The following is a 25,327-nucleotide window of genomic DNA, read 5'->3' as shown; positions in this document are numbered from 1 at the left end:
CTGCCAAAAGCCAGCATTGATATTGAGAAAAGCAAAAAAAAAGCCGGACGCAGCAAATGCTGGTCCGGCATAAAGTCTTCGCAGCACTATCCGGGGAGGAAATTGTGCGCGGTTAACAAGTCACAGGGGAGGACGTTCCTTGTATGCACTCTAAATAGGGTGTGAGGCGTATTTCACAACGCATAAGCCCGCAAGTTTGCTATGCATATATGCATAGCTTGGCGCGCTTTGTTTCAGCGGGCGTTCAGTTTAGCTTTCCCAGTTTTTGGTGACGCGCATTAGGAACTCGCGAAAGACTTTGGCTTTGACGGATCCGCGTAGTTCGGTGGGATACACAAAGAACACATCAAACGGCTCGCCTCTGACATTAGGGAGGATACGGACTAGGCGTCGCGATAAGGCTGTCATGTAATCGGGAATACCTGCGATGCCAATGCCGGCTTCGGCAGCGCGCATGATGCCGTGAAGATTGCTGACCGATAGAACCGGTTTGCGCGGATTATCGGGCTCTCTTTCCACAGATAAAACCCAATTTGTGCTATGCAGACGTGCGGGCATGAGATCACCAAAGGCGACAATCGCGTGATTGTCCAAGTCCTCGACCGATGTCGGCGCACCGTGTTTAGCAAGGTAACTGTCAGACGCATAAAGGCTTTGCGATATCGTGCCAAGCTTACGCTCAATCACGTCCCCTTGGGTCGACGGCCAAGGGCGAAGGGCGCAATCCACTTGAAATGAGGAGAGATCATGTTCGTCATCTTCTAGTACAATTTCGACATCAATTTCGGGATAAGCGGCCAGAAATTCGGGCAAGACAGAGGTTAGCCAGTTCGAACCAAGTGATATTGGGGTGGAAACACGTAGGCGGCCTTGGGGCTTGTTGCGACTGTTGAGCACCGTGGCCTGAACAAGGGCTGTTTTATGGGCAATATCGCGCGCGGTCAGAAACAGAATACGGCCTTGTTCGGTCAGGGTAAGGCCCCGCGCATGACGGTGAAACAGCGGCGTATCAAGGCTTTCTTCTAGGGAGGTGATTTGTCGTGATACGGCCGACTGGGAAATACGAAGCCGTTCGGCCGCCGCGGTCAAAGAGCCAGTTTCAGCGGCCGCGTGAAAGGTTTTTAGCTTATCCCAATCAAGGCTGTCGGGCATTATTCAGCGGCTTGTAAAAGCGCCTCTTGCTCGGTCAACCAGCGCTCTGATTCCAGCGCGCCCATACAGCCGAGCCCCGCTGCTGTCACGGCTTGGCGGTAGGTTTCGTCTGAAACGTCGCCTGTCGCAAATACGCCTGGCACGCTGGTTGCGGTACTGTCAGGGGCGGTGGTGATATAGCCGCCGTCATTCATAGCGACGTGGCCTTTGAAAATCTCTGTGGCTGGTTTGTGACCAATGGCAATAAATACGCCGTGTGTGTCGCGGACATATTCTTCCCCCGTTAACGCGCTTTTTAGGCGAACGCCTGTCACACTATTGGGGTTTTCGGTACCAATTATCTCTTCCAATGTCGTATCCCAAAGGACTTCGACTTTGGGGTGTTTGAACAAGCGCTCTTGTAAGATTTTTTCGGCGCGCAAGCTGTCGCGGCGGTGAACCAGTGTTACTTTAGAGGCAAAATTAGTCAAAAATAGCGCCTCTTCCACGGCTGTGTTCCCACCGCCGACGACGACAACGTCCTTGTTACGGTAAAAGAAACCGTCACAGGTCGCACAGGCCGATACGCCAAAGCCTTGAAACTTTTCCTCAGACGGAAGGCCCAACCATTTGGCTTGGGCACCTGTGGCAATTATGACGCTATCTGCGGTATAAAGCGTGCCAGAATCAGATGTCATCTCAAACGGTCGTTTGGAAAAATCAACGCCGAGAATAACGTCCTCATAAAAGGCTGTGCCAAACTTAAGGGCGTGTTCTTTGAACTTTTCCATCAACTCCGGGCCGAGGATATCAGGAAAGCCCGGGTAGTTTTCAACATCCGTCGTGATGGTCAATTGGCCGCCAGGTTGCAAGCCCGCAACAATAGCAGGCTCTAACATCGCGCGAGCCGCGTAAACGGCGGCGGTATAGCCCGCAGGGCCAGATCCGATGATAAGAACTTTGTGATGAACGGTTTTAGTCATGAGGGGTCCAATCAGGCAGTGTTTCGTGCAGGAGATATAGGGCGCGTGTTCGAGATTCGCAATGTTACCCCCGCGCTTGCTTGTGCATAGCTCTTGCCATGCTAATTTGTCCGTTTATGGATAAGTTATGACATATTTCAAAATGACGATAGCGGCTGTCCTTGGCCTTATTCTGACAGCGTGCCAAGTAGCAGGCCCAATAGAGATGGATACTGCCCCTGCCGCTATATCTATCCACGATCAATCGCCGCCGACAATCAATCAATATATGGCCTCGCCCTCTATTTTAGTTTTTTCCAAAACGCGCGAATGGCGGCATGAAGAGGGCATAGCTGGCGGCAATCTGCACTTTTTAAAACTGGGTGAAGCCTTGGGTTACGGCGTGATGACGACGCAAAACGGCGCGATTTTCAACGCGCGGGATTTGGCGAAGTTTAAGATTGTTGTGTTTAATTCAGCTACAGGTGACACCTTAAGCCCTGCGCAGGAAGCGGCATTTGAAGCGTGGATGCGTGCAGGTGGCGGCGTTATCCTTATCCACGGGGCAGGGGATAGCTCTCACCAAGGCTGGCCGTTTTATCACAATGAACTGCTGGGTACGACCTTTGTTAGCCATCCTATGGCCCCGCAGTTCCAAGCCGCAGATGTGCATAATTTGGCGACCACTCACCCTGTTATGCACGGTGTGCCCGCCGTGTTTTCTTTTACAGAAGAATGGTACACATTTGATAGCCTCCCGACAGGCCCCGTGACCGTTTTAGCGGGCCTTGATGAGAGCACTTACAGCCCTGTAAACACAGTTTACGGTGATGTATCTGATTTGCGTATGGGGCCAGAGCCGTCAGATCATCCTATAATTTGGGCGCGGTGTATTGATGATGGTCGTATGGTTTATTCAGCGCTTGGGCATTTGGACATAGCCTTTGACGTGTCAGAGCATCAGACAATCCTGAAAAACGCTGTCAATTGGGTGTCGGGGACGACTGACCCCGATGGTGCGGCCTGTCCGCGATAGAGGCCGTTAATTTAACGTCGCTTTGCGCGCATCGATATGTGCCCAGACGTGGCTGGCGATACGGGACGTTTCATCCAGCGGTTCATAATCAGCCGCGTTAAAGTGACCCGCATAGGGCGCCATATGACACCGCGCGCTCAGGGCATCATAAAGCGCCTGAAATTTCCCAGCTTTACCCGTCATAGCTAGCGTAAAGACAGATTTACCCGTGGCGCAGGCTTCGGTCAGCATATTTGTGCTGTCCTCTGTCACCAAAATAACGTCTGCTCCGCCTAAAAACGCGAAATAGGGATTGTCTTTGCCTGTGCCGTCATAAAGCCAGATATTGTCATGTTTTGTCGCCAGTGCAGCGTAATCCGCGATGACCCAATCAGGCGTTCGGCGCGATGCGGTGATTAAAAGGCTATAGCCTTGGTCCAGCGCGTCAACTGCCGCTTGTTTGTGCTGCCTGTGATTGGCTTCGGTTAGCTTATGGGATTTTGATGTGCCGCCAATTAACATGGCTACACGCGGCATGGGCATTGCATTGAGGCGGTCTTCAAAGACCACTGTCGCTTTCACAATCATATCGCGTGTAATTCGTCCCGGTGCGCCAATCATCGGCTCCACATTCGGGCCGGATAGGTCGTCATGTTCAGGCGCGATGACAAGATCAAAATGTTCCGCCCCAACATGCGGGTCTTGAATGTAACAGGTAAAAATCGCAGGTGCGGCGCGTTTTAACGCCATTAAGGGTGCAATTGCCTGTCGTCCGCAACCAATCGCTATATCAGGGTAGGGACGTGTCAGGCCGTAGTCCAAAGGTTTTCCGCGCAGCGCAAACTGCATGCGCGGTGTTGCCGCTTTGAAGGCGCCTGAATTTGTAATAATTTGCGTATTGATATCTAGCGGGCGCATACGCGACATGGCCTCGGTCAGACCAAGGGCTTGGTTTTCAATCCCGCGCCTACCGTCGCTAATAACCCAGCAAGAGCGAGCCGCCGATATCGTTTTGGCCACCTAGGCGAATTTCACCGCAAGGATTTCATAGCCCTTTGCCCCGCCCGGTGCGTTGACTTCAAAATTGTCGCCGACTTCTTTGGAAATCATGGCGCGCGCAATAGGGGAGGTGATAGAAATTTTCCCGAGCTTGACACTGGCTTCGTCTTCACCAACAATTTGATAGGTGCTTTCTTCGTCCGTGTCTTCGTTCACAATGGTGACTGTCGCGCCAAATTTTACGGTATCGCCAGACATCGTTGTGGTGTCGATAACTTGTGCGAGCGCGAGCTTAGATTCTAGTTCTTGGATTCGGCCTTCAATAAAGCCCTGCTTTTCCTTCGCCGCGTGATACTCAGCGTTTTCTGATAAATCGCCGTGATCACGCGCAACTGAAATTGCGTTGATAATTTCTGGACGCTCGACTGATTTTAAGTGCTTAAGCTCAGTCTCGAGGGCCGCATGGCCTCCGACGGTCATTGGAAATTTTTGCATGACGACATCCTTTGTCTTTAAATTGCGTCATAACGACGTCATAAGCCGAGGCAACGTAAGGGCTTTTTTTCGATAATCAAGCCTGAATATAAGCTGACGATATCGCTGCTTTGTTTAATACTTTGATACCGTGAGGCGTGGTTCAGTAGGGTACCGCACTATATCATCTTGTGAGGGTGAAATAAAATGGCGGCAGGAGTGCCACCCCGCCGCCGGTTGTCTTTGCACCCAACGAAAGGAGACGTAAATGCGTTAAGACCTCTGCAAGATGACGATTGTCCCATCGTCTGTCAATATGGTGACTGCGATATGCGACCTATTGGCAGAAACGCATAATCACAGAGCCGATGTGATAAATTCGGCACATATGCAAATAAATTCATAGCTAGCGCTCTCTATTGCTTGATTTTGCATAACATCTTGCATAGCGTGAATTCAATAATGAAGCCGAGAGCCACAATGGCCGGGCCAAAACCACTTGGGGAATTATGTTTAAGAAATCCACACTCCTAAGCTCGTCTATCTTGGCGGTATCTTTAATTGCGACAGCACCGGCTTATGCCCAAGTCGAAGACGAGATCATCGTTACGGCGACAAAGCGTCAGACAACATTGCAAGACACGCCCATTGCGGTGTCTGTGACGTCACAAGAAACGATTGAAAATGCTCGTATTTTGGATATCTCAGACCTGCAATCAATTGTGCCTGCGTTGAAAGTCACGACGCTGCAAACATCTACCAACACGAACTTTATTATTCGCGGTTTTGGTAACGGGGCGAACAACCCGGGTATTGAGCCGTCTGTTGGTGTGTTTGTTGACGGCGTTTACCGCTCTCGCTCCGCTGCGCAAATCGGTGATTTGCCAAACCTAGAACGTGTTGAGGTCTTGAAAGGCCCGCAATCAACACTCTTTGGCAAAAACGCTTCTGCGGGTGTTATCAGCGTGGTGACATCAAAGCCGTCATTTGAGCCTGAAGGCTACGCTGAAATCGGTATCGGCAATTATAATCAGCGCATCGTGCGGGGTTACGCCTCTGGTGGTCTGACTGATGATTTCGCGGTTAGCCTCGGTGGTAGCTACCAAGTCCGTGATGGTTACGCTGAAGCGGTTCTACCCGGCTTAACAGACTCAAATACGCGGGACCGTTTTAACCTGCGTGCACAAGCCCTTTATGAGCCATCCGACACTGTGTCTCTTCGCTTGATTGGTGACGTTAGCTCAATTGACGAAGTCTGTTGTGTGGTGACTAATATCCAAAACCAAGGTGTAACACCCATCATCCAAGGTCTGGGTGGTCAGATTGCTAATGATTTGAACCCCTTTGAATATAAGTCTTTCAACAACAAAGATTCTGAGAACTTTGTTGACGATTACGGTGTGTCATTCCACGCCGACGTCGACCTCGGTTACGCGGCGCTGACATCAATCTCGTCATATCGCAGCAATACAAACGGCAGCGACCAAGATGCTGATTTCGGCACATTAGCGCTTCTTGATAGTGTGAACTTCCGTGCAGAAATCGATACCATCACGCAAGAATTGCGTCTTTCATCACAAGATGACAGCCCGTTCCAGTGGATGATTGGCGGTTATTACTTCACAGAATCGATCGAATCAGAGCGTAATTTGGAATACGGAACTGATTTGCAGCCCTTTATTGCGGCGCAAGTTCAACAAGGTGTCTTGGGTTTGACGGGCGGAACTGTGAACCTGCCAAATATCCTCGCGACGTTAGAGCCTCTCTTTGGCTTTGGTCCACAAACTTTCTTAGGCGGTGACTCAAGTATTAAAGAGCTCTTCACGCAAGAAAATACAGCATATTCTGTATTTGCAAACGTAGATTATAGCTTAACTGATCAATTGACATTAACGCTTGGCGGTAACTTTACTGACGATAGCAAAACAGTCACGGGCCGAACAATCAATACGGATATTTTCTCCTCAATTGATTTGTTTAATGACAACACACTTTTGGGTGTCCCTGTTCCTGATGTTCTTTTTGGTAACTTCTTTACGGCGAACACAAATCTGGCCCCTACACCTGCTAACATCGCTTTCATTGAAAGTGTTGCTCCGGGCACGTCAGCTCAATTACGCGCGCTTGCGAATGGCATTACCGGCGCTCTGTTGCCGACACAGTTCCAACCACAATTCGTGAATTTCCCGAACAGTGTTGAAGACGGCACATCATCTGATGATAAATTTACCTATATCGCGCGTCTGGCCTATGAGGTGAATGACAATCTAAACGTTTATGGTAGCTACGGAACGGGCTTTAAGTCCACATCGTGGAACTTATCAGGCGACTCACGTCCATTTGCCCGTAATGCGGGCGCTTTGGGCTCGGCTGGATTGTTGCAAAATAACCAAACCTTCAGCACACGCTTCGCGGAACCAGAAACAGCGACCGTTATTGAATTTGGTTTGAAGTCCCGCTTTGAAAACGGCGCTGTCAATGTTGCGGTCTTCGACCAAACAATTGATAACTTCCAAAGCAATATCTTTGGTGGTGTTGGTTTCTTCCTTGCCAATGCGGGTGAGCAATCCGTACGCGGTGCAGAAATTGACGTGACTTACACGCCAATTGACCCGTTCACGCTAACATTTGGCGGGATGTATCTCGACGCGAAATATGACAGCTTCGTCAATGGCCAAGGCCCTGACGGCCCGACTGACCTCTCAGGTCAGACACCGTCTGGTATCGCTGAGTTCTCTATGTCGACATCGGGCACATATACGCATGACTTCGGCAATGGTACGGACGGCTATATCCGTGCGGACTTCCAATATGAAAGCCCAACACAAGTTGTTGATAATATCGCAACGCTGACACGCTCTGACGGTTCCGTCATTGATGCCGAGCGCGAAATTAAAACGGTCAACGCCGCCATGGGTATCAATATGGACAATGGTGTTTCTGTTCAGCTTTGGGCGCGTAACTTGCTTAATGATGAATATTACCTCTCCATCTTCCCGGGCGTGGCACAGGCTGGCGTGATCAACGCTTATCCAAACGCGCCGCGCACATATGGCGCGAATATCCGCTATACGTTCTAGGGACGCTCAATAGACAAATAAAAACCCGCTCTGCTGCTTAGTAGGGCGGGTTTTTTAATAGCTGATTACTGATCAGACTAAGCCTTTTTGCGGATGCCCTGTGCGGGCGGCGTTTCCGCTCCGCCAGCAAAACATTGCGCGAAAGACATCCATGCGGTCGCGGCTTCACCAATCATTTCCAAAGATGTGTCAGCAATGTTGCGGCACTGCGTCACGACTTGGCAGAACTCTGTCGCGGTGCCGTGCAGGGCGTTATCGTCTTGCGGCTCATTCCATTCCCAAACCGCGCCGCTTGGCGCAGTTAACCGAACAAAGGGCTTAGGTTTGGGCACGTCCAAGCCGTTCACACGAAATGACCAGCTATAGGTGGTGACGCCAATATGGGCGACATTCTTAATACGGTCTGTATTAATGCGGACCTTACCCAGCACATCAAAAATGGCCTGGGCATGGGCCCAATGTTCCATTTGACGCGCGATAATGCAGCTTTTGACCGACATATCCGGCCCAACCCAATTCACGCGCGCGTCAGGGTCTGCCACGGCAAAACGCGCGGCCATCGGCTCGTAATAATCCTGCCACGCCGCAATCAGCGTGCGGCCTTTTAAGCCGTCAAAATACGCATTTTGCATGGCAACATGGCCCATGCCCTCGCCCAGGCGGCCCATCGTAAAGCTTATTAAATTTTGGAATTTATCAGGACTGTGCAGCGTCCAATCCGCCGCCATATTCCAAAGGTGTAAATGCGCGATAATGTCATTTATCGACCAGTTTTTAAACAGCGTTGGTGCGTCGAGTTCTGCTTCTGTCAGAGGTGAGACGACCGCATATATGGCGTCACATTCGGCGAGGAAATCATCCGCTGCTTGCTGTCCACTATCTAACATCTTCCCATGCTCTAACACCTTGCCATGCTCACTATGGGGCCCATTTCGGTTTGCGCTTTTCAAAAAAACTAGCGATGCCCTCTGCGCTCTCATCGGATAGCATACAGCGCGCAAAGCCGTCGGCGGCGAAATCCATCATGGCGTCGCCTTGCAGGTAGGGCGCGACTTGCAGAATTTCTTTAGTCACCGCATTGGCATGCGGCCCACATTTCATGACCCCTTTTTTAATATCCGCCTCTATGACGTCAAAGTCATCAGCGCCGTCCACCACGTAATCAGCGAGCCCAACGCTCAGCGCCTGTTCACCTGTAAACCGCGCCGCCGTCAGCATTAATCGACGCGCCGTCGGAAGCCCAACACGGGCCGTAACAATGGGCGCAATTTGGGCTGGCGCTATGCCGAGCATCGTCTCGGTTAGGGAAAATTTGGCGTCTTTAGTGACCGTGATAACATCTGCGCAGCACATCAAGCCAAGCCCGCCCGCAATCGCTGCGCCCTCGACATAGGCCAAAACCACTTGCGGCATAGTGTTCACCTTGTGAAATAAAACCCCGCCGTCTTTGTTCATCTTGGCAATATCGGCGTGGTTGGCCCCGTTTTTAATGGCGTTGTTAAAGCTTTTAAGGTCTGCGCCTGCGCAAAAAATACCGTGCTTCCCGCGCAGGGTAATCCCGCGCACCGTGCGGTCATCGCGCAAGGCGTCCAGTACGGCATGAAGCTCTGCTGATAATTGCGCGCCCAGCGCATTACGGTTCTCAGCGCTATCAAACCAAATGGTTAGCCACCCCTCTTTCAACTCAAGGGCTAGTTTTTCTGTTGAAGGAAGGGTCGTCATAGCGGTCTCTTAGTATAAAGTTTCTGCGATATGTGCGGGCACATCAACCATTTGATTTAAAAGGAGTTGCGCAAAGCCTTTGCCTTGGGCGTCATTGCGTAGCGACGCAGGCCCGCCGCCGCCGAGCACATGGGTTATCAGGATATTCATGGCATGCGCCCCTGGCAAATAATAGCGCTCTATCTGGCTTTCATTGTCCATAAAATGGGCGAGCGTGTGCGCTATCATCGGCTTCGTTAAGGCGGCCCAGATATAGGGCATATAGGACGCGTCGCGCGCGATAATGCCGATATTGGCTTTATCACCTTTGTCGCCTGACCGCCCCCATGCCAATGCCCGCAGCGGGACAGGGCTATTGGCGGGCTCATTCGGTGCATCTGGCGCTGTGGCAGGGGATAGGTGTGCGAGTTCGTGATCAAAGCGCTTTGGGTGAAATGCCTCTGTTTCGCCGTCGACATCCACGGTGATATTGATATGAAATTTCGGCGTCATAAAGGACATCAATCTTAACACAGGTGACGGGCTGGCGCGCCCGGCTCCGGTAAAGCCTGATAGTCCGGGCGGTGTAGCAAGGCCTATGCCCGCCATTTCCTTTAAAAATATAGCCACGCCCTGTGCGTCTTCGTGTTTCACGGCAAGTTTTAACACGACCTCATCGGCCGCAACGCTTTGTCCTGATTGGCTGCTCGCGCCGATGATGTCTTGGCTGATTTGCGTAAAATCGGGCATTTGCAAGGCGCGCAAACGGTCGCGGCTCCGCGTTAGAATCGCATCTGTGAGCACGCGTGCTTTTTCATCGGCACGGCCGCCGTAAAGGGTCATATATTGCCCGCCGCGATAGCCGTCTAAATAGGTCAGTGATGTTTTATAATCATCTGTCGGGTGGCGGCCTTTAGCGGGGCTGACATGGACTGTGTTATCGCCTGCTTGACTAATTTTAACCCCGCTAAAATCGCAAACCACATCGGGCAAAGCATAGGCGCGCGGGTCACCGATTTCATAGAGCATTTGCTCAGACACCGTACCGACGCTCACCAATCCGCCCGTAGCTTTGGGCTTAGTCACCGTGAAAGATCCGTCGCGCCTAATCTCTGCAATAGGGTAGCCGATATGCGCAATATCGGAAACGCTGTCCCAATCGGTGAAATTACCGCCTGTGGCTTGTGGGCCGCATTCTAGGATATGCCCTGCCAAGGAACCAGAGGCGAGCGCGTCAAAATCAAACGGAGACCACGGGAATAAAGTGTCACCCGGCACTGGGTCTGGCGGCGCGCTGTAATACGGATCTCCGTCGCCGTCATGGCCCTCAAAAACATCTTCGCGCGTGTCCGGCACCCGAAACTCATGAATACAGGCACCAAGGGTCAACGCGCTATCGACGCAGCGGCCCGTGATGACAATATCGGCCCCCTTGTCCAAGGCGCGCGCAATGGGAAAGGCACCCAGATAGACATTGGCGCTGGCGACGTCTTCGCGGTCATCAAATCGCGCACCGCTATCCATATCCTCTGGATCATCAATGACGGAATTAAAGACCGAACCATATGCCGCGTGCTCAATCATTAAATCATCGCCTGTTACCACGCCAACTTTTAGATCCAAGCCTTGGGCTTTGATAATCGCGCGCAGCGCATTGGCACAGGCCATTGGGTTCATGCCGCCGGCATTAGAAATCACTTTTACGCCTTGGCGGGCAATCGCGAGCAGATGGGGTCGCATAGCGGCCTCGACAAAATCAGTGGCGTAGCCGCGTCCTGCGTTTTTGGCCTTTGCGCGCGCCATGATGGACATCGTAATTTCGGCCAGATAATCATAGATCAGGTAGTCTAAATCGCCTGTGGATAAAAGCTGGGGCGTGGAGATCGAACTCTCGCCCCAATAGCCACTCGCGCCGCCGATTTTAATGCTCTGCTTCATAATTACTCGTTTATCACGTAACCGAGAGGGACGGGAATAATTAAATTATGACCCTTGCGCCGTGATTTGTCCTTATGCAATAAGTTGCATAACAGCTGGCGCTTAGACCAGCCCTTTTTTCATTTGGAGTTTGCCATGAGAGACGCCGTTTTAGTATCTACCGCCCGCACCCCCATTGGCCGCGCTTACCGCGGGGCTTTTAATAACACTGCGTCGCCAACACTGGCCGGTCATGCCATTGATCACGCGGTTGCACGCGCGGGTATTGACGGGGCCGAGGTTGATGATGTGGTCATGGGGTGTGCCTTGCAACAAGGTGTCCAAGTCACAATTGGCCGTAATGCTGTTTTGGCGTCCAACCTGCCTGTGACTGTTGCGGCGCAAAGTATCGACCGTCAGTGCTCTTCTGGTATGATGGCCATTGGTATCGCGGCCAAACAAATTATCGTTGATAATCAAACGATTGCCATTGGCGGCGGCGTTGACAGTATCTCTATGGTGCAGACCCCGGAAATGCGTGTCGCGCCCGACATGAATGTGATTAAAAAGCACCCTAATGCTTATATCCAAATGATTGATACGGCAGAGATTGTGGCCAAGCGTTACGGCGTGTCCCGCGACGCGATGGATGAATATGCGCTGATTTCGCAACAACGTACACATGCCGCGCAAGAGGCGGGTAAGTTTGATGACGAAATTGTGCCCATGGCTTCCACCATGAAAGTCATGAACAAAGAAACCAAAGAAATTTCAGAGCATGAAGTGACATTGGAAAAAGACGAAGGTAACCGCCCGTCGACAACGCTAGACGGCCTTAACGGCCTCAAGCCAGTGCGCGGACCAGAGTTTACGATTACGGCGGGTAATGCCTCGCAACTCTCTGACGGCGCGTCTGTTTCTGTCCTGATGGAAGGTAAAGAGGCATCCAAGCGCGGGTTAGAACCGCTGGGTATTTACCGCGGTATGGCGGTTGCGGGACTGGAGCCTGATGAAATGGGCATTGGCCCGATTTACGCGATCCCTAAGCTTTTGAAACAAACAGGTCTTAAAATGGATGATATTGATCTGTGGGAGTTGAATGAGGCCTTTGCTGTGCAAGTCATTTACTGCCGCGATAAGCTTGGTATTCCAATGGAAAATATGAACGTTAATGGCGGAGCGATTTCCGTGGGTCACCCCTACGGTATGTCGGGTGCGCGCATGGTCGCTCACGCGCTTATTGAGGGTAAACGTCGCGGTGCAAAATATGTTGTCAGCACGATGTGTGTCGGCGGCGGCATGGGCGCAGCAGGGCTTTTTGAGGTCGCGTAACAGTTCAGGCAAAGCCTGAAAAAATTGATTGATAATCAATTTTAGTGAAGCGACCGTGAGCGTAAGCGAGTGGCCCAACCCTAATATTAAAAAACAAAAATTGTGAGTAAAACTATGTCTATAGAATTTAAAGACCGCGTTGCAATTGTCACAGGTGCAGGCGGCGGCCTTGGTCGTAGCCACGCCATTGAGCTTGCCAAGCGCGGTGTCAAAGTTGTTGTCAATGACCTTGGTGGGTCGGTTGACGGTACAGGCGGCGGCGCGACCATGGCCGATAATGTCGTGGCCGAGATCATTGCCATGGGCGGCGAGGCCATGGCCAATGGCGCGAATGTGACCAATGAGGCCGAAGTCCAAGCTATGGTCGATGCGGCGATTGAAAAATGGGGCCACGTCGATATCCTCGTCAATAATGCAGGCATATTGCGCGATAAGTCTTTCTCAAAAATGACCATGGCCGATTGGGATTTGGTTGTGGCCGTGCACCTTAAAGGCTCTGCTGTTTGCACCAAAGCCGTTTGGAACCATATGAAAGAGCGCGGCTATGGCCGCATTGTGATGACGACCAGCTCATCCGGTATGTATGGTAATTTCGGGCAAACCAATTACGGCGCGGCGAAAGCGGGCCTTTCAGGCTTTATGCGCACGCTATGTCTGGAGGGCGCGAAATATAATATTCGCATCAATACCTTGTCGCCGACCGCGCGCTCACGCATGACCGAAGGCCTGATGCCAGAGGAAATTTTAGAAAAACTAACCGTTGAGTCTGTCTCTGCGGGACTTGTTTATTTGGTATGTGACGACGCGCCGAACCGTATGATACTCTGCGCGGGTGCTGGCGGTTATTCGGAAACCAAAGTCTTTGAAACCCAAGGCATCAACCTATCAGAAGGCGAGCAAACAGCCGAGAATGTCGCGAAATTTATTGATCAAATTCGCGATACAACAGACCAAGAAGAGTTTACCAATGGTGGGCAACAGGGCACAAAGTTCTTGACCCGCATCCAAAAGGGTGAGTTCGTAAAATAATAAAATCAACAGGGAGAATGAAATGAAAACTGTCAAAGCATCCGAGCTATCAGGACTTATTGGCCAAGAGGTTGGCGTCAGCGATTGGATCACAATCAATCAAGACCGCATCAATGTTTTTGCTGATGTGACTGAGGACCATCAGTTCATTCATGTTGACGAAGACAAGGCCAAATTTACGCCCTTTGGCACCACAATCGCGCACGGTTTTCTAACCCTCTCCCTTTTGTCCAAATTCTCGGAACAAGCCTCAATCGCGCTGGAAGGCGTGAAAATGGGGATGAATTACGGCTTTGAAAAAGTGCGCTTTCTCTCGCCTGTACCTGTTGGCTCCAAAGTGCGCGGTCGTTTTACGGTCAAAGACGCGGTAGAAAAACGCCCTGGGCAGTTTTTGATTACCTATGAAGTGTCGGTGGAAATTGACGGCGGGAATAAACCCGCCTTGATTGCGGACTGGCTCGGTATGCAATTCACATAGGCGCTGGCTATGAGCACCGCTGAGCTAGACGACTTCGCAAAAGAGGCAGACGCGTGGTTTGCTGCTAATACGCCCAAGACGCCAGATTTCATGCTGCCTCTGACCTTTATGGAGGTTGGCACAGATCAGCAATTTGATTTTCTGCGCGATTGGCAGCGTAAAGTTTATGAAGCGGGATATTTGGGTGCCGCGTGGCCGAAAGATTACGGCGGCGGCGGCCTGACCCAAGCCCATCAAGACATCGCGACCAAGGCTATGCGCAAATATAACGGCCCTATTATGCTGAACGCGATTGGGCTAAATTGGACGGGGCCGCTACTGCTGGATATAGGGTCAGAGGCGCATAAAAAGAAATATATCAAAGGTATATTGTCCGCCGAAGACATTTGGTGTCAGGGGTTTTCAGAGCCTGACAACGGCTCAGATCTTGGCAATGCGCAGCTGCGGGCTGTGCGGGATGGGGATGACTATATCCTCAACGGCTCAAAGATTTGGACGACCCACGGTCATTACGGCAAATATATGATATTGCTCGCGCGCACCGATATGGACGCGCCCAATAAATATGCGGGGCTGTCTTTTATCCTCACACCCATGACTGTGCCGGGGATTGAAACGCGCAAGATTAAAAAGCTAACGGGAGAGCACGGCTTTACCCAGACCTTTTTTAATGATGCCCGCGTGCCAGCTGACGGCCTTATGGGGCGCGAAGGCGAGGGCTGGAAAATTGCGATGCAGACGCTGGAATATGAACGCGGTGCGCGCATAGGCCAAGCGGGCGGCTATGTCCTTACTGAGATTGACCCGCTGGAGATATTAAATTTGGCGCGAAACTCTCAACGCGACGGAGAGGACGTTTTGGACGATCCTGTCATCGCCAATCACTTAGTTGATTTTATGATTGAAAACCAAGCCAGTGCCATGGGACGAAAGCGCTCTAGAATTCGAGGTCTTACCCAAGATAATCCGCTGGGTCTCATGCTAATGGATAAGCTGGTGATGACCGAATATACGCGTCGGATAAATCAATTTGCTCTTGGCCTCCAAGGCGGCAATGCTGGGTATTATGTCGATGACCCTAACGCTGTTGATAACGGCTATTGGCACCGGGGATATCTAAACGCGTTCTCGGCCACCATTGGCGGCGGTACCAGCCAGATACAACGCAATATCATTGGCGAGCACGCGCTTGGCCTGCCCAAAACCCGGTGAGCTTCACATGAGTCAGTTCGGCGATATCGGCGTTACAGAGGCGCAGCTTGATTTGCTTACTGCGGCGGAACGATTTTGCCGAGAGCAATCGCCGATGTCATCCGTACGCGCGCTAATTGAAACCGACCTTGGATATGACGCAGATGTATGGGCCGAAATTGGCGCTCTAGGTTGGCTAGCTATAGCGGTGCCAGAAGACTTCGGCGGCGTCGGCCTGTCTATGACAGAGGTAGTGCCCGTGATGGAGCAAATGGGGCGCTATATGCTGCACAGCCCGTTTTTTGCCACAACATTGGCTGCGCAAGCGATTGTAATGGGCGGAACGCAGGCGCAGAAGGAAACGCATTTAGCAGCAATTGCGGGTGGGGCAGCAGCGACAGTCGCGCTGTCAGAAGCGGGCGGCAATTGGGATTTGACTGCAATTTCATCGACCGCCCTCATGACGGATAGTGGCTATAGATTGTCAGGCGAGAAGACATTTGTGCAGGATTTAGAGGCTGCGAGAACCATCATTATTTCTGCGAAGGTTGACGGTGCTGTGCAGCTATTTTGTTTGGATGCGGACACCATCCCGGCAAAGGCAATACGCCGCGAACGCATTATCGATGATATTAAACGCAGCTATGCGCTCACGCTGGACGGATTGGTCGTGCCAGATACGGCGCTGATGGACGGCGGCAAGGTTACGCAAACATTGGAGCATATCCATTTGGTCGCCAACCTATTGGGGGCTGCGGAAATGACAGGGGCGGCGCAAGCGACAATTGATTATACCGTTGATTACCTCAAGACGCGCAAACAATTTGGTAAATTAATTGGCAGTTTTCAGGCGCTAAAACACCCAACTGTTGATGCTTATATCGACTATGAAAAGTCGCGCTCCCTGCTTTATGCGGCGGCGTTTAGCTTTGGTGATCAATGGCCGCAGAATGATAAGCGCAGCGAGATTGCGACCCGTATGGCTAAAGCGCAAAGCGATAAGGCGTTATCTTATGCGGCTGACCGCTCCATTCAATTCCACGGTGGTTTTGGGTTTACCTATGACTGCGACGCACAGCTTTATCGCCGCCGCGCAATTTTTAATGCCTCCCAATACGGCGACGCGCATTATCACAAAAAGAAGCTCGCGCAATTAATTCTCTAACGTGCGATTTCGACCTTGGCCTGTATCGTTTCCAATTCTGCACGGTTTAGGCCGTAGCGAAGGAAACAGCCGAGCGCGGCTACGGTTAATATGACGCCCATAATAATTGATACCACTGCAAGGCCGTCAATCACGCCTTGCGCGACTTGGCTGGGGTCGGTTTGTTTGGGGAATTGTATCGCGAGCAGAGACAGGCTCGCGATTAATGTGCCAAAGATGAAGGTCAATTTTTGCGCAAAACTAAAAGCGGCAGAGAGCACGCCTTCTTGGCGTTTGCCTGTTCGTAATTCCATCACGTCAACCAAATCCGCCAGCATGGAATTGGCAATGACCAGAACGCCGAACAATCCAGTAAAGGCGAGGGCGTTTAGCCCAGCAACAAGAATGAGTAATGCGTCGCTGCCTAGCGCCGGTGCTATACCTAGTAGGTATAAACAATAGGGTAGGGCACCAGCCATAAAATAGAGCAGAGCAAACACACAAATAGCGGGTTTCTTATCAAGCCATTTTGACAATGCCGCTGATAATATTACCGCAGGGATAAGCATAAGCATCGGCGCAAGGGCGACAAAAAACTTCTGCACTTGCGTAAATTTCCACAAATACCCGCCGTGATAGAATGATAATGCGCTCGACGCCCCATATAAGATAAGCACGAGGCAATAGCCTGCACAGAGCCAGAGAAATGGGCGGATGGTGGCGGCGATTTTAATCTGCGCAAAGGTCTGCGTCCAATGCGTGCGCGTGTCATTTTCGTAACGGCGCAAGCTTGGGATTTTATGCTTTGTGCCAAAGGCCGCGATAAGCGCGCCAAGGCCGCCGATAATCGTCATGGTCATAACAAAGGGGCCGTAGCCCGCGCGGTTCATCATACCGTCTTCAAACTCTGGCGTTTCGGGCAGAAAAACCAAAAGTCCGATAATAAACACACTCAGAGCAAAGAAATTATTGAAAAACTCACGCATGGACATGATGGATGTGCGTTCGTCATAATCCGTCGATAACTCTGCGCCTAGCGATAAATAAGGCACGCCGTAAACGGTCAGACCAATGCGCACGATTAGCAAGAACCCGAGCATCCAAAGGAACAATCCCGTCTGCCCAAGTCCCAAGGGTGGGGTGAATAAAAAATAAAGCGCAACCATAGTCGGCACGATGCCCCAAAGCATGTATTGATGCCGCCGCCCCCAGCGTTCTGATCGGGAATTATCTGATATTTGCCCCATAACGGGATCAGTGACCGCGTCAATGATCAGGGCAATCATTGTGGCCGCGACAATCGAAAGCTCGCTCACGCCCATGACATTGGCGAAAAAGTAGAGAAAGAAAAAATGAAACAACATGTTTTTCACAGACAGAAGGCTAACCCCCATGCCGTAGGCTGATTTCACGCCAAAGCTGACTTGTTTTACCATAATGTCCCCTCGGTATGACTAGACCAAAGCGGATATGACTTGTCAAAACAATTGATTTCCAAGCGCCATTGTGGCCCTATGAGGTCATGGGACAGACCACATCACAAAGTTACACGCGCACAGCCGTCATTTTGCACTGGTTGATTGCCATTATGATTATCGGGCAATTGATGGGCGGTAAAATCATGATGTGGATCGAACCCACCCCGTTTAAGTTCGAGTTATTCCAACTGCATAAATCTTTTGGGTTTATCATCCTGGGATTGTCAATTTTACGCCTAATATGGCGGTTGATGCATGAGGCACCGTCTTTGCCAGAGGGGATGAAGCCTTGGGAAATAAAGGCGGCGAAGGCGACCCATGTCGGATTTTACGCACTGATTATCGGCATCCCGCTGTCGGGATGGATTATGGTCTCTGTCAGTACGCCTAAAATTACGACGAAGATTTTTAAAGCCGTCAAAGTGCCTGACTTGCCGTTGCCGCGCACAGAGACGCTTGAGACGATCACAAAGACCACCCATGAAATCTTGGGTGCACTTATCGCGGTTTTAATAATCGTGCATGTCGGGGCCGCGCTGAAACACTATTTCGTCAATAAAGACGGTGTTCTCGCGCGGATGATTCCCCATTTGAAACCGAAGGCTTAAGTCTTATTCTGCGGGTGCGCCTTCTTTCAAAACGCCGCGATTTATTTGGTCACGCTCGATGGATTTAAAGAGGGCTTTGAAATTACCCTCACCAAAGCCTTCGTCTTTCTTGCGCTGAATAAATTCAAAAAATACGGGCCCGATAAGCTTTTCGCTAAAGATTTGTAGCAAAAGACGCGGGTCATTATTTTCCGTTGAGCCATCCAGTAAAATGCCGCGTGATTGTAATCCGTCGACGTCTTCGCCGTGACCGGGCAGACGCGTGTCTAAATCTTCATAGTAGGTTGCGGGCGGTGCGGTCATAAAGGGCGTGTTCAGCGCCTTTAACTTATCCCAGGCTTTGGGTAAATCATCGCAACTAAAGGCGATATGCTGTATGCCTTCGCCTTTATATTCGCGCAAATATTCTTCAATTTGACCACGGCCGCCTTCGCCTTCTTGGTTCAGCGGAATGCGGATTTTGCCGTCTGGCGCCGTTAGCGCACGCGACGTCAGCCCCGTATATTCACCCTTAATATCAAAGAAACGGATTTCGCGAAAATTGAACAGCTTTTCATAATACTCTGCCCAGTAATCCATCCGGCCTTGGTAAACATTGTGGGTCAGGTGATCGATGACCTGAAACCCTGCGCCTTCTGGATTGCGGTCAACACCGTCTAAATATTCAAAATCAATATCATAGATGGACAGACCGTCTTCTTCCGCACCTGTCTCGTAGCGGTCGACGAGGTAGACGAGCGCGCCGCCAATACCCTTAATCGCGGGCAGGCGAAGTTCCATAAAGTTGGATTTTATCTCGACAGGTTCCGCGCCCTTTTCCATAGCGTAGCGGTAAGCCTTCTGCGCATCTTTCACACGAAACGCCATACCGCACGCACAGGGCCCATGTTCGGCGGCAAAGAAACTGGCTTTGCTGCCTTTTTCATAATTGGTCAGCAAGTTAATCCCGCCCTGACGCCAAAGCTGCACGTCCTTGGACCGGTGATTGGCGATATGGGTAAACCCTGTGCGCTTGAAGCGGTCCTCTAATATGCCTTTTTTGGGTGCTGAGAATTCTACAAATTCAAAACCGTTTAGACCCATCGGGTTTTCAAAAAGATCAGCCATATTATGCTCCATATCTACATTTTGTGCATAATATCATAGGTGTGTGATATAATATCTGCAAAATCATGTGATTTTGCGCTATATGATGCAGGATATGCTCGCTATTATTATTTATCTCACAGGAATTTTTTATGATTGATGCGGCAGACCTTCGTATTCTTGCGCTCTTGCAATCAGATTCCCGCATATCGTGGGTGCAAATGGCGGAGCGGGTGAACCTCTCTGCCTCGGCCTGTCAAAGACGAGTTGAGGCGATGCGAAATGACGGCGTGATTGCGCGTTTCACAGTTGATATCGACCCTGCCAAAATCGGGCTTACCATTCAGGCCTTTGTCCAAATCAAAGTTGAACGCCAAAAAACGGAACGCGCCACCGCTTTTCGTCAACGTATCACCAGCTATCCCGAAGTGCGTGCAGCCTATAAATTGTCAGGTAGTGTCGATTATCTTGTGCATATTATGGTGTCAGATATCAAAGCATTGTCCAAATTCATTGACGACAAAATGCTCGCGCTCGATGGGGTGGTGGATGCCAGCTCCGCTATTGTGCTAGAAGATTTGGACTGCTCCAGTAGCTGAGTATAAGGGCTTAATCCGCGCGCGGACGGCGTTGCGGTAATGACCATCCCCAGTGAAGCGCAGCCCCGCGCAAGACAAACGCACACACACCACCTGCAAGAAGGGCATACGTTTGCCCTAGTCCAAACTTTACGGCCAAGCAGTAGACAAGCCCGCCGAGCAATGCGGCTGTCGCATACACTTCTTTTTGCAAAATCAGCGGGACCTCATTGCAAACAATATCGCGCAACATGCCCCCGACGGAGGCCGTGACAATACCCATGGTGACACTAATCGTGATATTTCCGGTAAGGTTATAGGCTTTGGACGCACCGATAACACAAAACAAAGCAAGGCCCAGTGCATCGGCCCATTCCAAAGCCGTCAGGCGCTTGCCGACGCGCGGCGGTGCAATATAGACAATGGTCGCCGCTAAAACGGCCAACCATATGTAAACGGGCATAGACAGCCAAAACACAGGCACATCTAGGATTAAGTCCCGTACTGTGCCGCCGCCAATGGCGGGCAATATCGCCAAGACAATATGCCCAAAAATATCCATCTCGCTTCGGCTTGCCGCTAATGCACCTGTTAGCGCAAAGACAAAAACCCCGGCAAGGTCGAGGGCTAATATTGGGGTAATATCCACGGCATGGCTCCAAGCTATCGCTTAATTTCGCCGCCTAAACCCGCCAGACAATAAATGCAACCGTTTCATCATAGCGTCGTCACAGCGTTGTTGCGTTATTGTCACGTAAACGTCACAGATATCCCTTACAGGCCGTCTTATTGATAATAAGGCCGTGCTTGCGTGGTTGCGGCCCAGTCGCTAGTCTAGGCTTAACGACCAAAAGACCCAAAGCGGCATGGTCAAATGTGAAAGGTGGGGCAAGGGCGGTCTATCGGACAAGCCCTTGGTAACTATGGCGTTCAAGGCTGTGACATTCATATCAGGATTGCAAAAAGCGCTCACCTTGGCGTTGGGTGTGGTGCTCGTCTTTTTTCTGACCAAGGCGGTGATGACCTATATTGCTCCCGTTAGCGTTTGGGTGACGCCTGTCACATCTAAAGCGCCAATAAGTACTCAATCACGACAGGCGGCGAAGGACTTTTCTTTGTCTTTTGATCCGTTCCACAGGACGGCGGCTGTCCAAACACCGCGTGGTGATATTGGCGGAGACGCGCCAGAGACCACGCTAAATCTTACATTGGTGGGTCGGCGTGCAGGCGATAACGGAACAGCCATTCTGGTGACGCCCGACCGCAAGCAAGCGGTCTATAGCGTCGGTGACGAGATTATAAACGGCGTCACGCTAAAGGCTGTTAATCCTGATTTTATTGTTCTTTCACTTGATGGGCGATTGGAACGGCTAACCTTTAATCAGGATGCGAAAACAGGATTGCTCTCTGCGCCTGTCAATGTGCCCAATACAAATCTGACCCCTGCTATGTTGCTTGATTCCATTCGCTTAAACCGTGTTGACCGTGATAATCGCTTGGTGGGCTTTCGGGTCAGCTCGAAAACGGACGCGGTAAAGCTATCACAATTTGGTCTGCAAGACGGCGATATTATCACGCGCATTGGGGATGAAGACCTGACTTTGGGTCGTCCAGAAATATCTTATATCGCCCGCGACTTGGCAAAAGTGCGGTCGGTGAAATTATCAATTTTACGCGGCGATAAGCCGGTAACAGTGACAGTGGGAACATCATGAAATCAGTTTTGAAGGCCGCCCTTATGGCTGGCGTGATGTGTCTTGGGGGGCTTACGCCTGCCGCCGCGCAATCGGGTCATGTGATTACCATGCAAGATGCCGACATTCGGGCCTTTATTGACGATGTGTCGATGGTAACAGGCAAGACATTTCTGGTTGACCCGCGCGTCCAGGGCAAGGTGACCATATCATCTGACGAAACCCTATCGTCCAAAGAAGTATTTGAAGTGTTCAAAGACGTTATGCGTGTTCACGGCTATACGGCCACACGCACAGCGACAGGTGAATACCGCATCACGCTTTTACAAGGGGCCGCCCAAGACGCCCCATTTGTGACGGGGTCTGGCTTTAATGGTCAATTTGCAACAACGGTTATTCGGCTTGAAAATACGGACGCGGCAGAGGCCGCCAAACTGTTAAAACCTGTCCTGCATTCTCAAGGTGTTCTTACGGCCAACCCAGGAGGGCGTGTTGTTGTGATTACAGATTTTCCTGAAAATCTGCGCAAAGCCCGCGAAATCGTCAACGCCATGGATAGTGACGGCATGGTCATGGAAACAATGCGTCTGAATAATATCACCGCGATTGACGCGGAAGAGGTCATTACCGCGCTAGCGGGTGTTCGCCCGACCTACCGCGCGATTGCGATGCCAGGCAGCAATAGTATCATCCTTGAAGGCTCGGCCGCTGATATTGCGCGGCTAAGACCTATCCTGTCGCAAATGGACGCGGGCGGTAGCGCGCCGCGCGGTGCGGTTAGTGTTGTGCCGTTGCGTTTTGCCGATGGTAGCTCGCTGATTGAAATTTTAGGGACATTGTTGCCCGCCTATCAGCGCGACGGACAACCGCAACCGACTGTGGCCTATGAAGCGGGATCAAATTCGCTAATCATTTCGGCCAATGGCGAGACGCAGCAAGCCTTAGAAACTGTCATTCGCCGCCTTGATGTGCGCCGTCCGCAAGTATTGGTAGAGGCTTTGATCGTTGAAATATCTGATACTGCCGCGAAAGAGCTTGGTGTGCAGTTTGCGCTGGGCGGTATAAACGGCAGTGCCGTGCCGTTCATTGGCTCTAACTTTTCCCGACAAGCACCAAATATTTTAGCGCTAACAGGGGCGCTGGCTGGAAATGACCTAGGCCTGACCGAGAGTACACGTAGCGCGCTGGAAACATCGGCGATTAACTCGCTCATTGGGCTGGACGGCGGTATTGCGGGCGGTGCAGGGCGCTCTGGCGATACGCTATTTTCTGCCATTATCAACGCGCTTGAAACGGATGAAGAAAGCAATATCCTCTCTACGCCCTTTGTTACCACACTGGATAATGTGCCCGCAACATTCTTGGTGGGCCAAGAAATCCCTATTACAACCGGCGAAACACTCGGTGATAGCAACACAAATCCGTTTCGGACCTTTGACCGCAAAGAAGTGGGCATACAACTTGATGTGCTACCGCAAATTTCCGAAGGCGATGTTATCCGCCTAGAGATTGAACAAGAAGTATCCTCTATTGCGGGGGCGCTGACCTCTGTCGCCTCTGATTTTGTTACCAATACGCGCAAGATTAGCACCACAGTTCTGGCCAATGACGGCGAGATTATTGTGCTTGGCGGCCTAATCCAAGATGACGAGGAGGTGAGCCTGTCCAAAGTGCCGATTTTGGGCGACGCGCCGGGTATTGGAAAGCTGTTTCAATCCAAGGGCAAATCGCGCGTCCGCACAAATTTGATGGTATTCCTGCGCCCAACAATTATTAGAAATAGCCGTGACGCGCAGCCCCTGACTGAGCGCCGCCTCAATCAAATTCGCCGCGAAGATATGATGCAATCAGGCCGTACCACATCCAAGCTTGATCAAGTCTTGGACAGCGGGGGTCAACCTGTTTTGGGGCAAACTGTATTGGGGGATGAGTGAACGCGCCAGCCGCCATAACCCTACCGAAATTGTCCTACGGCTTTGCGCGTCAAAATGGGGTGCTTTTGACCACCATAGACGGCACATTGACAGTTATACGGCGTACTGATGCCGGGCTTAGTGCTTGTCTGGAGGCACGGCGGATTGCGGGGGCCCCTGCCGCTCTATCAGAGGTCAGCGCAACAGAGTTTGAACGGCTGCTCTCGCAAATTTACGCCTCTGGGGACCTGTCAGAAACCGTGGCGACCGCGATGGACGGGCCAGACGATTTGATGTCACTCGCGGAAAACCTGCCGCGCACATCAGACCTGCTTGATAGTGATGATGACGCGCCTATCATCAAGCTTATCAACGGTATCTTGCAAGAAGCAATAAGAACGCGCGCCTCTGACATCCATATTGAGCCTTATGAGAACCGTCTTGCTGTGCGCTTTCGTATCGACGGCGCACTGCGGGATATGCTGTCGCTCTCGTCCAAGCTGTCGTCCACGCTTGCCAGCCGTGTCAAAGTCATGGCGCAGCTTGATATTGCCAAAAAACGCGTGCCGCAAGACGGTCGGTTCTCATTAAACCTAGGGGAACGTGCGATTGATGTGCGGGTTTCCACGCTACCCTCCCAATACGGTGAACGCGTTGTGATGCGGCTCTTGGAAAAAACGGCCGCCCTCATGAACCTATCTGATTTAGGCATGGATGTAGGCACATTGGCGGCGTTCAAAGCGGCGTTGGCCAAACCTAACGGCATTGTCCTTGTGACGGGGCCAACAGGGTCGGGCAAAACCACAACGCTCTACGGTGCGGTAAGTGGGCTAAATGACGGGTCGCGCAATATATTGACGGTTGAAGACCCCGTCGAATATGCGCTGGACGGTGTCGGGCAAACTCAAGTCAATGATAAAGTCGGGATGAGCTTTGCAGCCGGATTGCGCGCGATTTTGCGTCAAGACCCAGATATTGTCATGATTGGTGAAATTCGGGATCCAGAAACCGCTGAAATCGCGGTGCAATCTGCGCTGACGGGACATATGGTACTGTCCACGGTTCACACTAATTCTGCGATTGGGGCCATCACGCGGCTGCGGGATATGGGTATAGAGCCGTTTTTGCTCGCCTCTACCGTCACGGCTGTTGTGGCGCAACGTCTCGTGCGCCGGCTCTGTGGTACTTGTAAACAGGGCTATACGCCCACGCCCGCTGAGCTATCAGAACTTGACTTGAGCGCTAAAACTAGCGGCCCTTATTTCCGTGCTAAGGGCTGTAACGCGTGCCAAAATACAGGCTATGTCGGGCGGCTGGGGCTATATGAGGTGGTCAGCATGGATGATGATCTACGCGCGATGATCCACGAAAATGCGTCCGAGACTGCAATGGAAGCTCATGCGTTCACATCGCGTGAGACACTGTTGCAAAGTGGGGCGCGGCATTTTCAAAACGGTCTCACCAGTTCCGATGATGTGCTGCGCGTGTGTCGAGGCAATATGGTTGAGGGGGCGTAG

22 protein-coding genes are annotated in these 25,327 nt (G+C 51.4%); 12 read left to right on the top strand and 10 right to left on the bottom strand.

Annotation, left to right across the window (positions count from 1 at the left end):
• Positions 1 to 249 precede the first annotated feature (249 nt).
• Together AB6B37_RS10565 and trxB are read right to left on the bottom strand one after the other, a co-directional pair.
• Positions 250 to 1,152, bottom strand: a complete 903-nt coding sequence (locus tag AB6B37_RS10565; RefSeq protein ID WP_371395752.1) for a LysR family transcriptional regulator — start codon at positions 1,150 to 1,152, stop codon at positions 250 to 252.
• The gene (gene trxB, locus AB6B37_RS10560) at positions 1,152 to 2,114 is read right to left on the bottom strand and encodes a thioredoxin-disulfide reductase (RefSeq protein ID WP_371395751.1); all 963 of its coding nucleotides are present in this window, start codon (positions 2,112 to 2,114) and stop codon (positions 1,152 to 1,154) included. Before trxB ends, AB6B37_RS10565 begins: the two co-directional genes overlap by 1 nt.
• Before the next feature lie 127 nt (positions 2,115 to 2,241).
• On the opposite strand from trxB, the gene AB6B37_RS10555 reads away from it, so the two are divergent.
• Entirely contained in the window at positions 2,242 to 3,129 is an 888-nt protein-coding gene (locus AB6B37_RS10555) for a ThuA domain-containing protein (RefSeq protein WP_371395750.1), read from the top strand.
• A 6-nt stretch (positions 3,130 to 3,135) separates the two neighbouring features.
• Here the strand turns inward: AB6B37_RS10555 and AB6B37_RS10550 are convergent, their stop codons facing one another.
• Positions 3,136 to 4,128, bottom strand: coding sequence for a mitochondrial fission ELM1 family protein (locus tag AB6B37_RS10550; RefSeq protein WP_371395749.1), 993 nt, complete (start codon positions 4,126 to 4,128; stop codon positions 3,136 to 3,138).
• Positions 4,129 to 4,602 (bottom strand): transcription elongation factor GreA, encoded by a 474-nt coding sequence (gene greA, locus AB6B37_RS10545; protein ID WP_371395748.1) that lies wholly within the window; start codon positions 4,600 to 4,602, stop codon positions 4,129 to 4,131.
• A 488-nt stretch (positions 4,603 to 5,090) separates the two neighbouring features.
• On the opposite strand from greA, the gene AB6B37_RS10540 reads away from it, so the two are divergent.
• Positions 5,091 to 7,661 (top strand): TonB-dependent receptor, encoded by a 2,571-nt coding sequence (locus tag AB6B37_RS10540; RefSeq protein ID WP_371395747.1) that lies wholly within the window; start codon positions 5,091 to 5,093, stop codon positions 7,659 to 7,661.
• A gap of 77 nt (positions 7,662 to 7,738) precedes the next feature.
• On the opposite strand, the gene AB6B37_RS10535 is transcribed toward AB6B37_RS10540, so the two are convergent.
• From AB6B37_RS10535 to AB6B37_RS10525, 3 genes are read right to left on the bottom strand one after another with little or no spacing between them, the layout of a single operon-like run.
• Positions 7,739 to 8,548, bottom strand: coding sequence for a TIGR03084 family metal-binding protein (locus AB6B37_RS10535; protein WP_371395746.1), 810 nt, complete (start codon positions 8,546 to 8,548; stop codon positions 7,739 to 7,741).
• Positions 8,549 to 8,579: 31 nt separating this feature from the next.
• Positions 8,580 to 9,383 carry an enoyl-CoA hydratase/isomerase family protein gene (locus AB6B37_RS10530; RefSeq protein ID WP_371395745.1) on the bottom strand — a complete coding sequence of 268 codons (804 nt, stop codon included), beginning with the start codon at positions 9,381 to 9,383 and terminating at the stop codon, positions 8,580 to 8,582.
• 9 nt (positions 9,384 to 9,392) lie between these two features.
• On the bottom strand, positions 9,393 to 11,300 hold the full coding sequence (locus AB6B37_RS10525; RefSeq protein ID WP_371395744.1) for an acyclic terpene utilization AtuA family protein: 1,908 nt from the start codon (positions 11,298 to 11,300) through the stop codon (positions 9,393 to 9,395).
• Positions 11,301 to 11,435: 135 nt separating this feature from the next.
• Here AB6B37_RS10525 and AB6B37_RS10520 point away from each other — a divergent pair, with 135 nt between their 5' ends.
• The 5 genes from AB6B37_RS10520 (at position 11,436) to AB6B37_RS10500 (ending at position 16,474) form a co-directional block, all read left to right on the top strand.
• Positions 11,436 to 12,611 (top strand): acetyl-CoA C-acyltransferase, encoded by a 1,176-nt coding sequence (locus tag AB6B37_RS10520; RefSeq protein ID WP_371395743.1) that lies wholly within the window; start codon positions 11,436 to 11,438, stop codon positions 12,609 to 12,611.
• Positions 12,612 to 12,725: 114 nt separating this feature from the next.
• The gene (locus tag AB6B37_RS10515) at positions 12,726 to 13,640 is read left to right on the top strand and encodes an SDR family NAD(P)-dependent oxidoreductase (RefSeq protein ID WP_371395742.1); all 915 of its coding nucleotides are present in this window, start codon (positions 12,726 to 12,728) and stop codon (positions 13,638 to 13,640) included.
• 22 nt (positions 13,641 to 13,662) lie between these two features.
• Positions 13,663 to 14,118 (top strand): MaoC family dehydratase, encoded by a 456-nt coding sequence (locus AB6B37_RS10510; RefSeq protein WP_371395741.1) that lies wholly within the window; start codon positions 13,663 to 13,665, stop codon positions 14,116 to 14,118.
• Positions 14,119 to 14,127: 9 nt separating this feature from the next.
• Positions 14,128 to 15,330, top strand: coding sequence for an acyl-CoA dehydrogenase family protein (locus tag AB6B37_RS10505; protein WP_371395740.1), 1,203 nt, complete (start codon positions 14,128 to 14,130; stop codon positions 15,328 to 15,330).
• A 7-nt stretch (positions 15,331 to 15,337) separates the two neighbouring features.
• Positions 15,338 to 16,474 (top strand): acyl-CoA dehydrogenase family protein, encoded by a 1,137-nt coding sequence (locus AB6B37_RS10500; protein WP_371395739.1) that lies wholly within the window; start codon positions 15,338 to 15,340, stop codon positions 16,472 to 16,474.
• On the opposite strand, the gene AB6B37_RS10495 is transcribed toward AB6B37_RS10500, so the two are convergent.
• A complete protein-coding gene (locus AB6B37_RS10495; protein WP_371395738.1) occupies positions 16,471 to 17,889 on the bottom strand; it encodes an MFS transporter in 1,419 nt (472 codons plus the stop codon). The genes AB6B37_RS10500 and AB6B37_RS10495 overlap by 4 nt on opposite strands.
• Positions 17,890 to 17,975: 86 nt before the next feature.
• Here AB6B37_RS10495 and AB6B37_RS10490 point away from each other — a divergent pair, with 86 nt between their 5' ends.
• Entirely contained in the window at positions 17,976 to 18,539 is a 564-nt protein-coding gene (locus AB6B37_RS10490; protein ID WP_371395737.1) for a cytochrome b, read from the top strand.
• A 3-nt stretch (positions 18,540 to 18,542) separates the two neighbouring features.
• Here AB6B37_RS10490 and hppD read toward each other — a convergent pair whose 3' ends face one another.
• Positions 18,543 to 19,646: a 4-hydroxyphenylpyruvate dioxygenase gene (gene hppD / locus AB6B37_RS10485; RefSeq protein WP_371395736.1), complete on the bottom strand. Its 1,104-nt coding sequence runs from the start codon at positions 19,644 to 19,646 to the stop codon at positions 18,543 to 18,545.
• A gap of 131 nt (positions 19,647 to 19,777) precedes the next feature.
• On the opposite strand from hppD, the gene AB6B37_RS10480 reads away from it, so the two are divergent.
• The gene (locus AB6B37_RS10480) at positions 19,778 to 20,224 is read left to right on the top strand and encodes an Lrp/AsnC family transcriptional regulator (RefSeq protein ID WP_371395735.1); all 447 of its coding nucleotides are present in this window, start codon (positions 19,778 to 19,780) and stop codon (positions 20,222 to 20,224) included.
• Between the two features lie 10 nt (positions 20,225 to 20,234).
• Here AB6B37_RS10480 and AB6B37_RS10475 read toward each other — a convergent pair whose 3' ends face one another.
• Positions 20,235 to 20,852 (bottom strand): trimeric intracellular cation channel family protein, encoded by a 618-nt coding sequence (locus AB6B37_RS10475; protein WP_371395734.1) that lies wholly within the window; start codon positions 20,850 to 20,852, stop codon positions 20,235 to 20,237.
• Between the two features lie 217 nt (positions 20,853 to 21,069).
• Between AB6B37_RS10475 and AB6B37_RS10470 the strand changes: the two genes are divergently transcribed.
• The 3 genes from AB6B37_RS10470 to gspE are packed head-to-tail and all read left to right on the top strand — an operon-like array spanning position 21,070 to position 25,327.
• Positions 21,070 to 21,918 (top strand): type II secretion system protein N, encoded by an 849-nt coding sequence (locus tag AB6B37_RS10470; RefSeq protein WP_371395733.1) that lies wholly within the window; start codon positions 21,070 to 21,072, stop codon positions 21,916 to 21,918.
• Positions 21,915 to 23,831: a secretin N-terminal domain-containing protein gene (locus tag AB6B37_RS10465; RefSeq protein WP_371395732.1), complete on the top strand. Its 1,917-nt coding sequence runs from the start codon at positions 21,915 to 21,917 to the stop codon at positions 23,829 to 23,831. The genes AB6B37_RS10470 and AB6B37_RS10465 overlap by 4 nt, the downstream gene beginning before the upstream one ends.
• A complete protein-coding gene (gene gspE / locus AB6B37_RS10460; RefSeq protein ID WP_371395731.1) occupies positions 23,828 to 25,327 on the top strand; it encodes a type II secretion system ATPase GspE in 1,500 nt (499 codons plus the stop codon). Before AB6B37_RS10465 ends, gspE begins: the two co-directional genes overlap by 4 nt.

Source organism: Fretibacter rubidus, from assembly GCF_041429785.1.
GTDB lineage: Bacteria > Pseudomonadota > Alphaproteobacteria > Caulobacterales > Maricaulaceae > Fretibacter > Fretibacter rubidus.
Note: the sequence above shows the minus strand (reverse complement) of the source record. Positions and strands in the feature narration are given on the sequence as shown.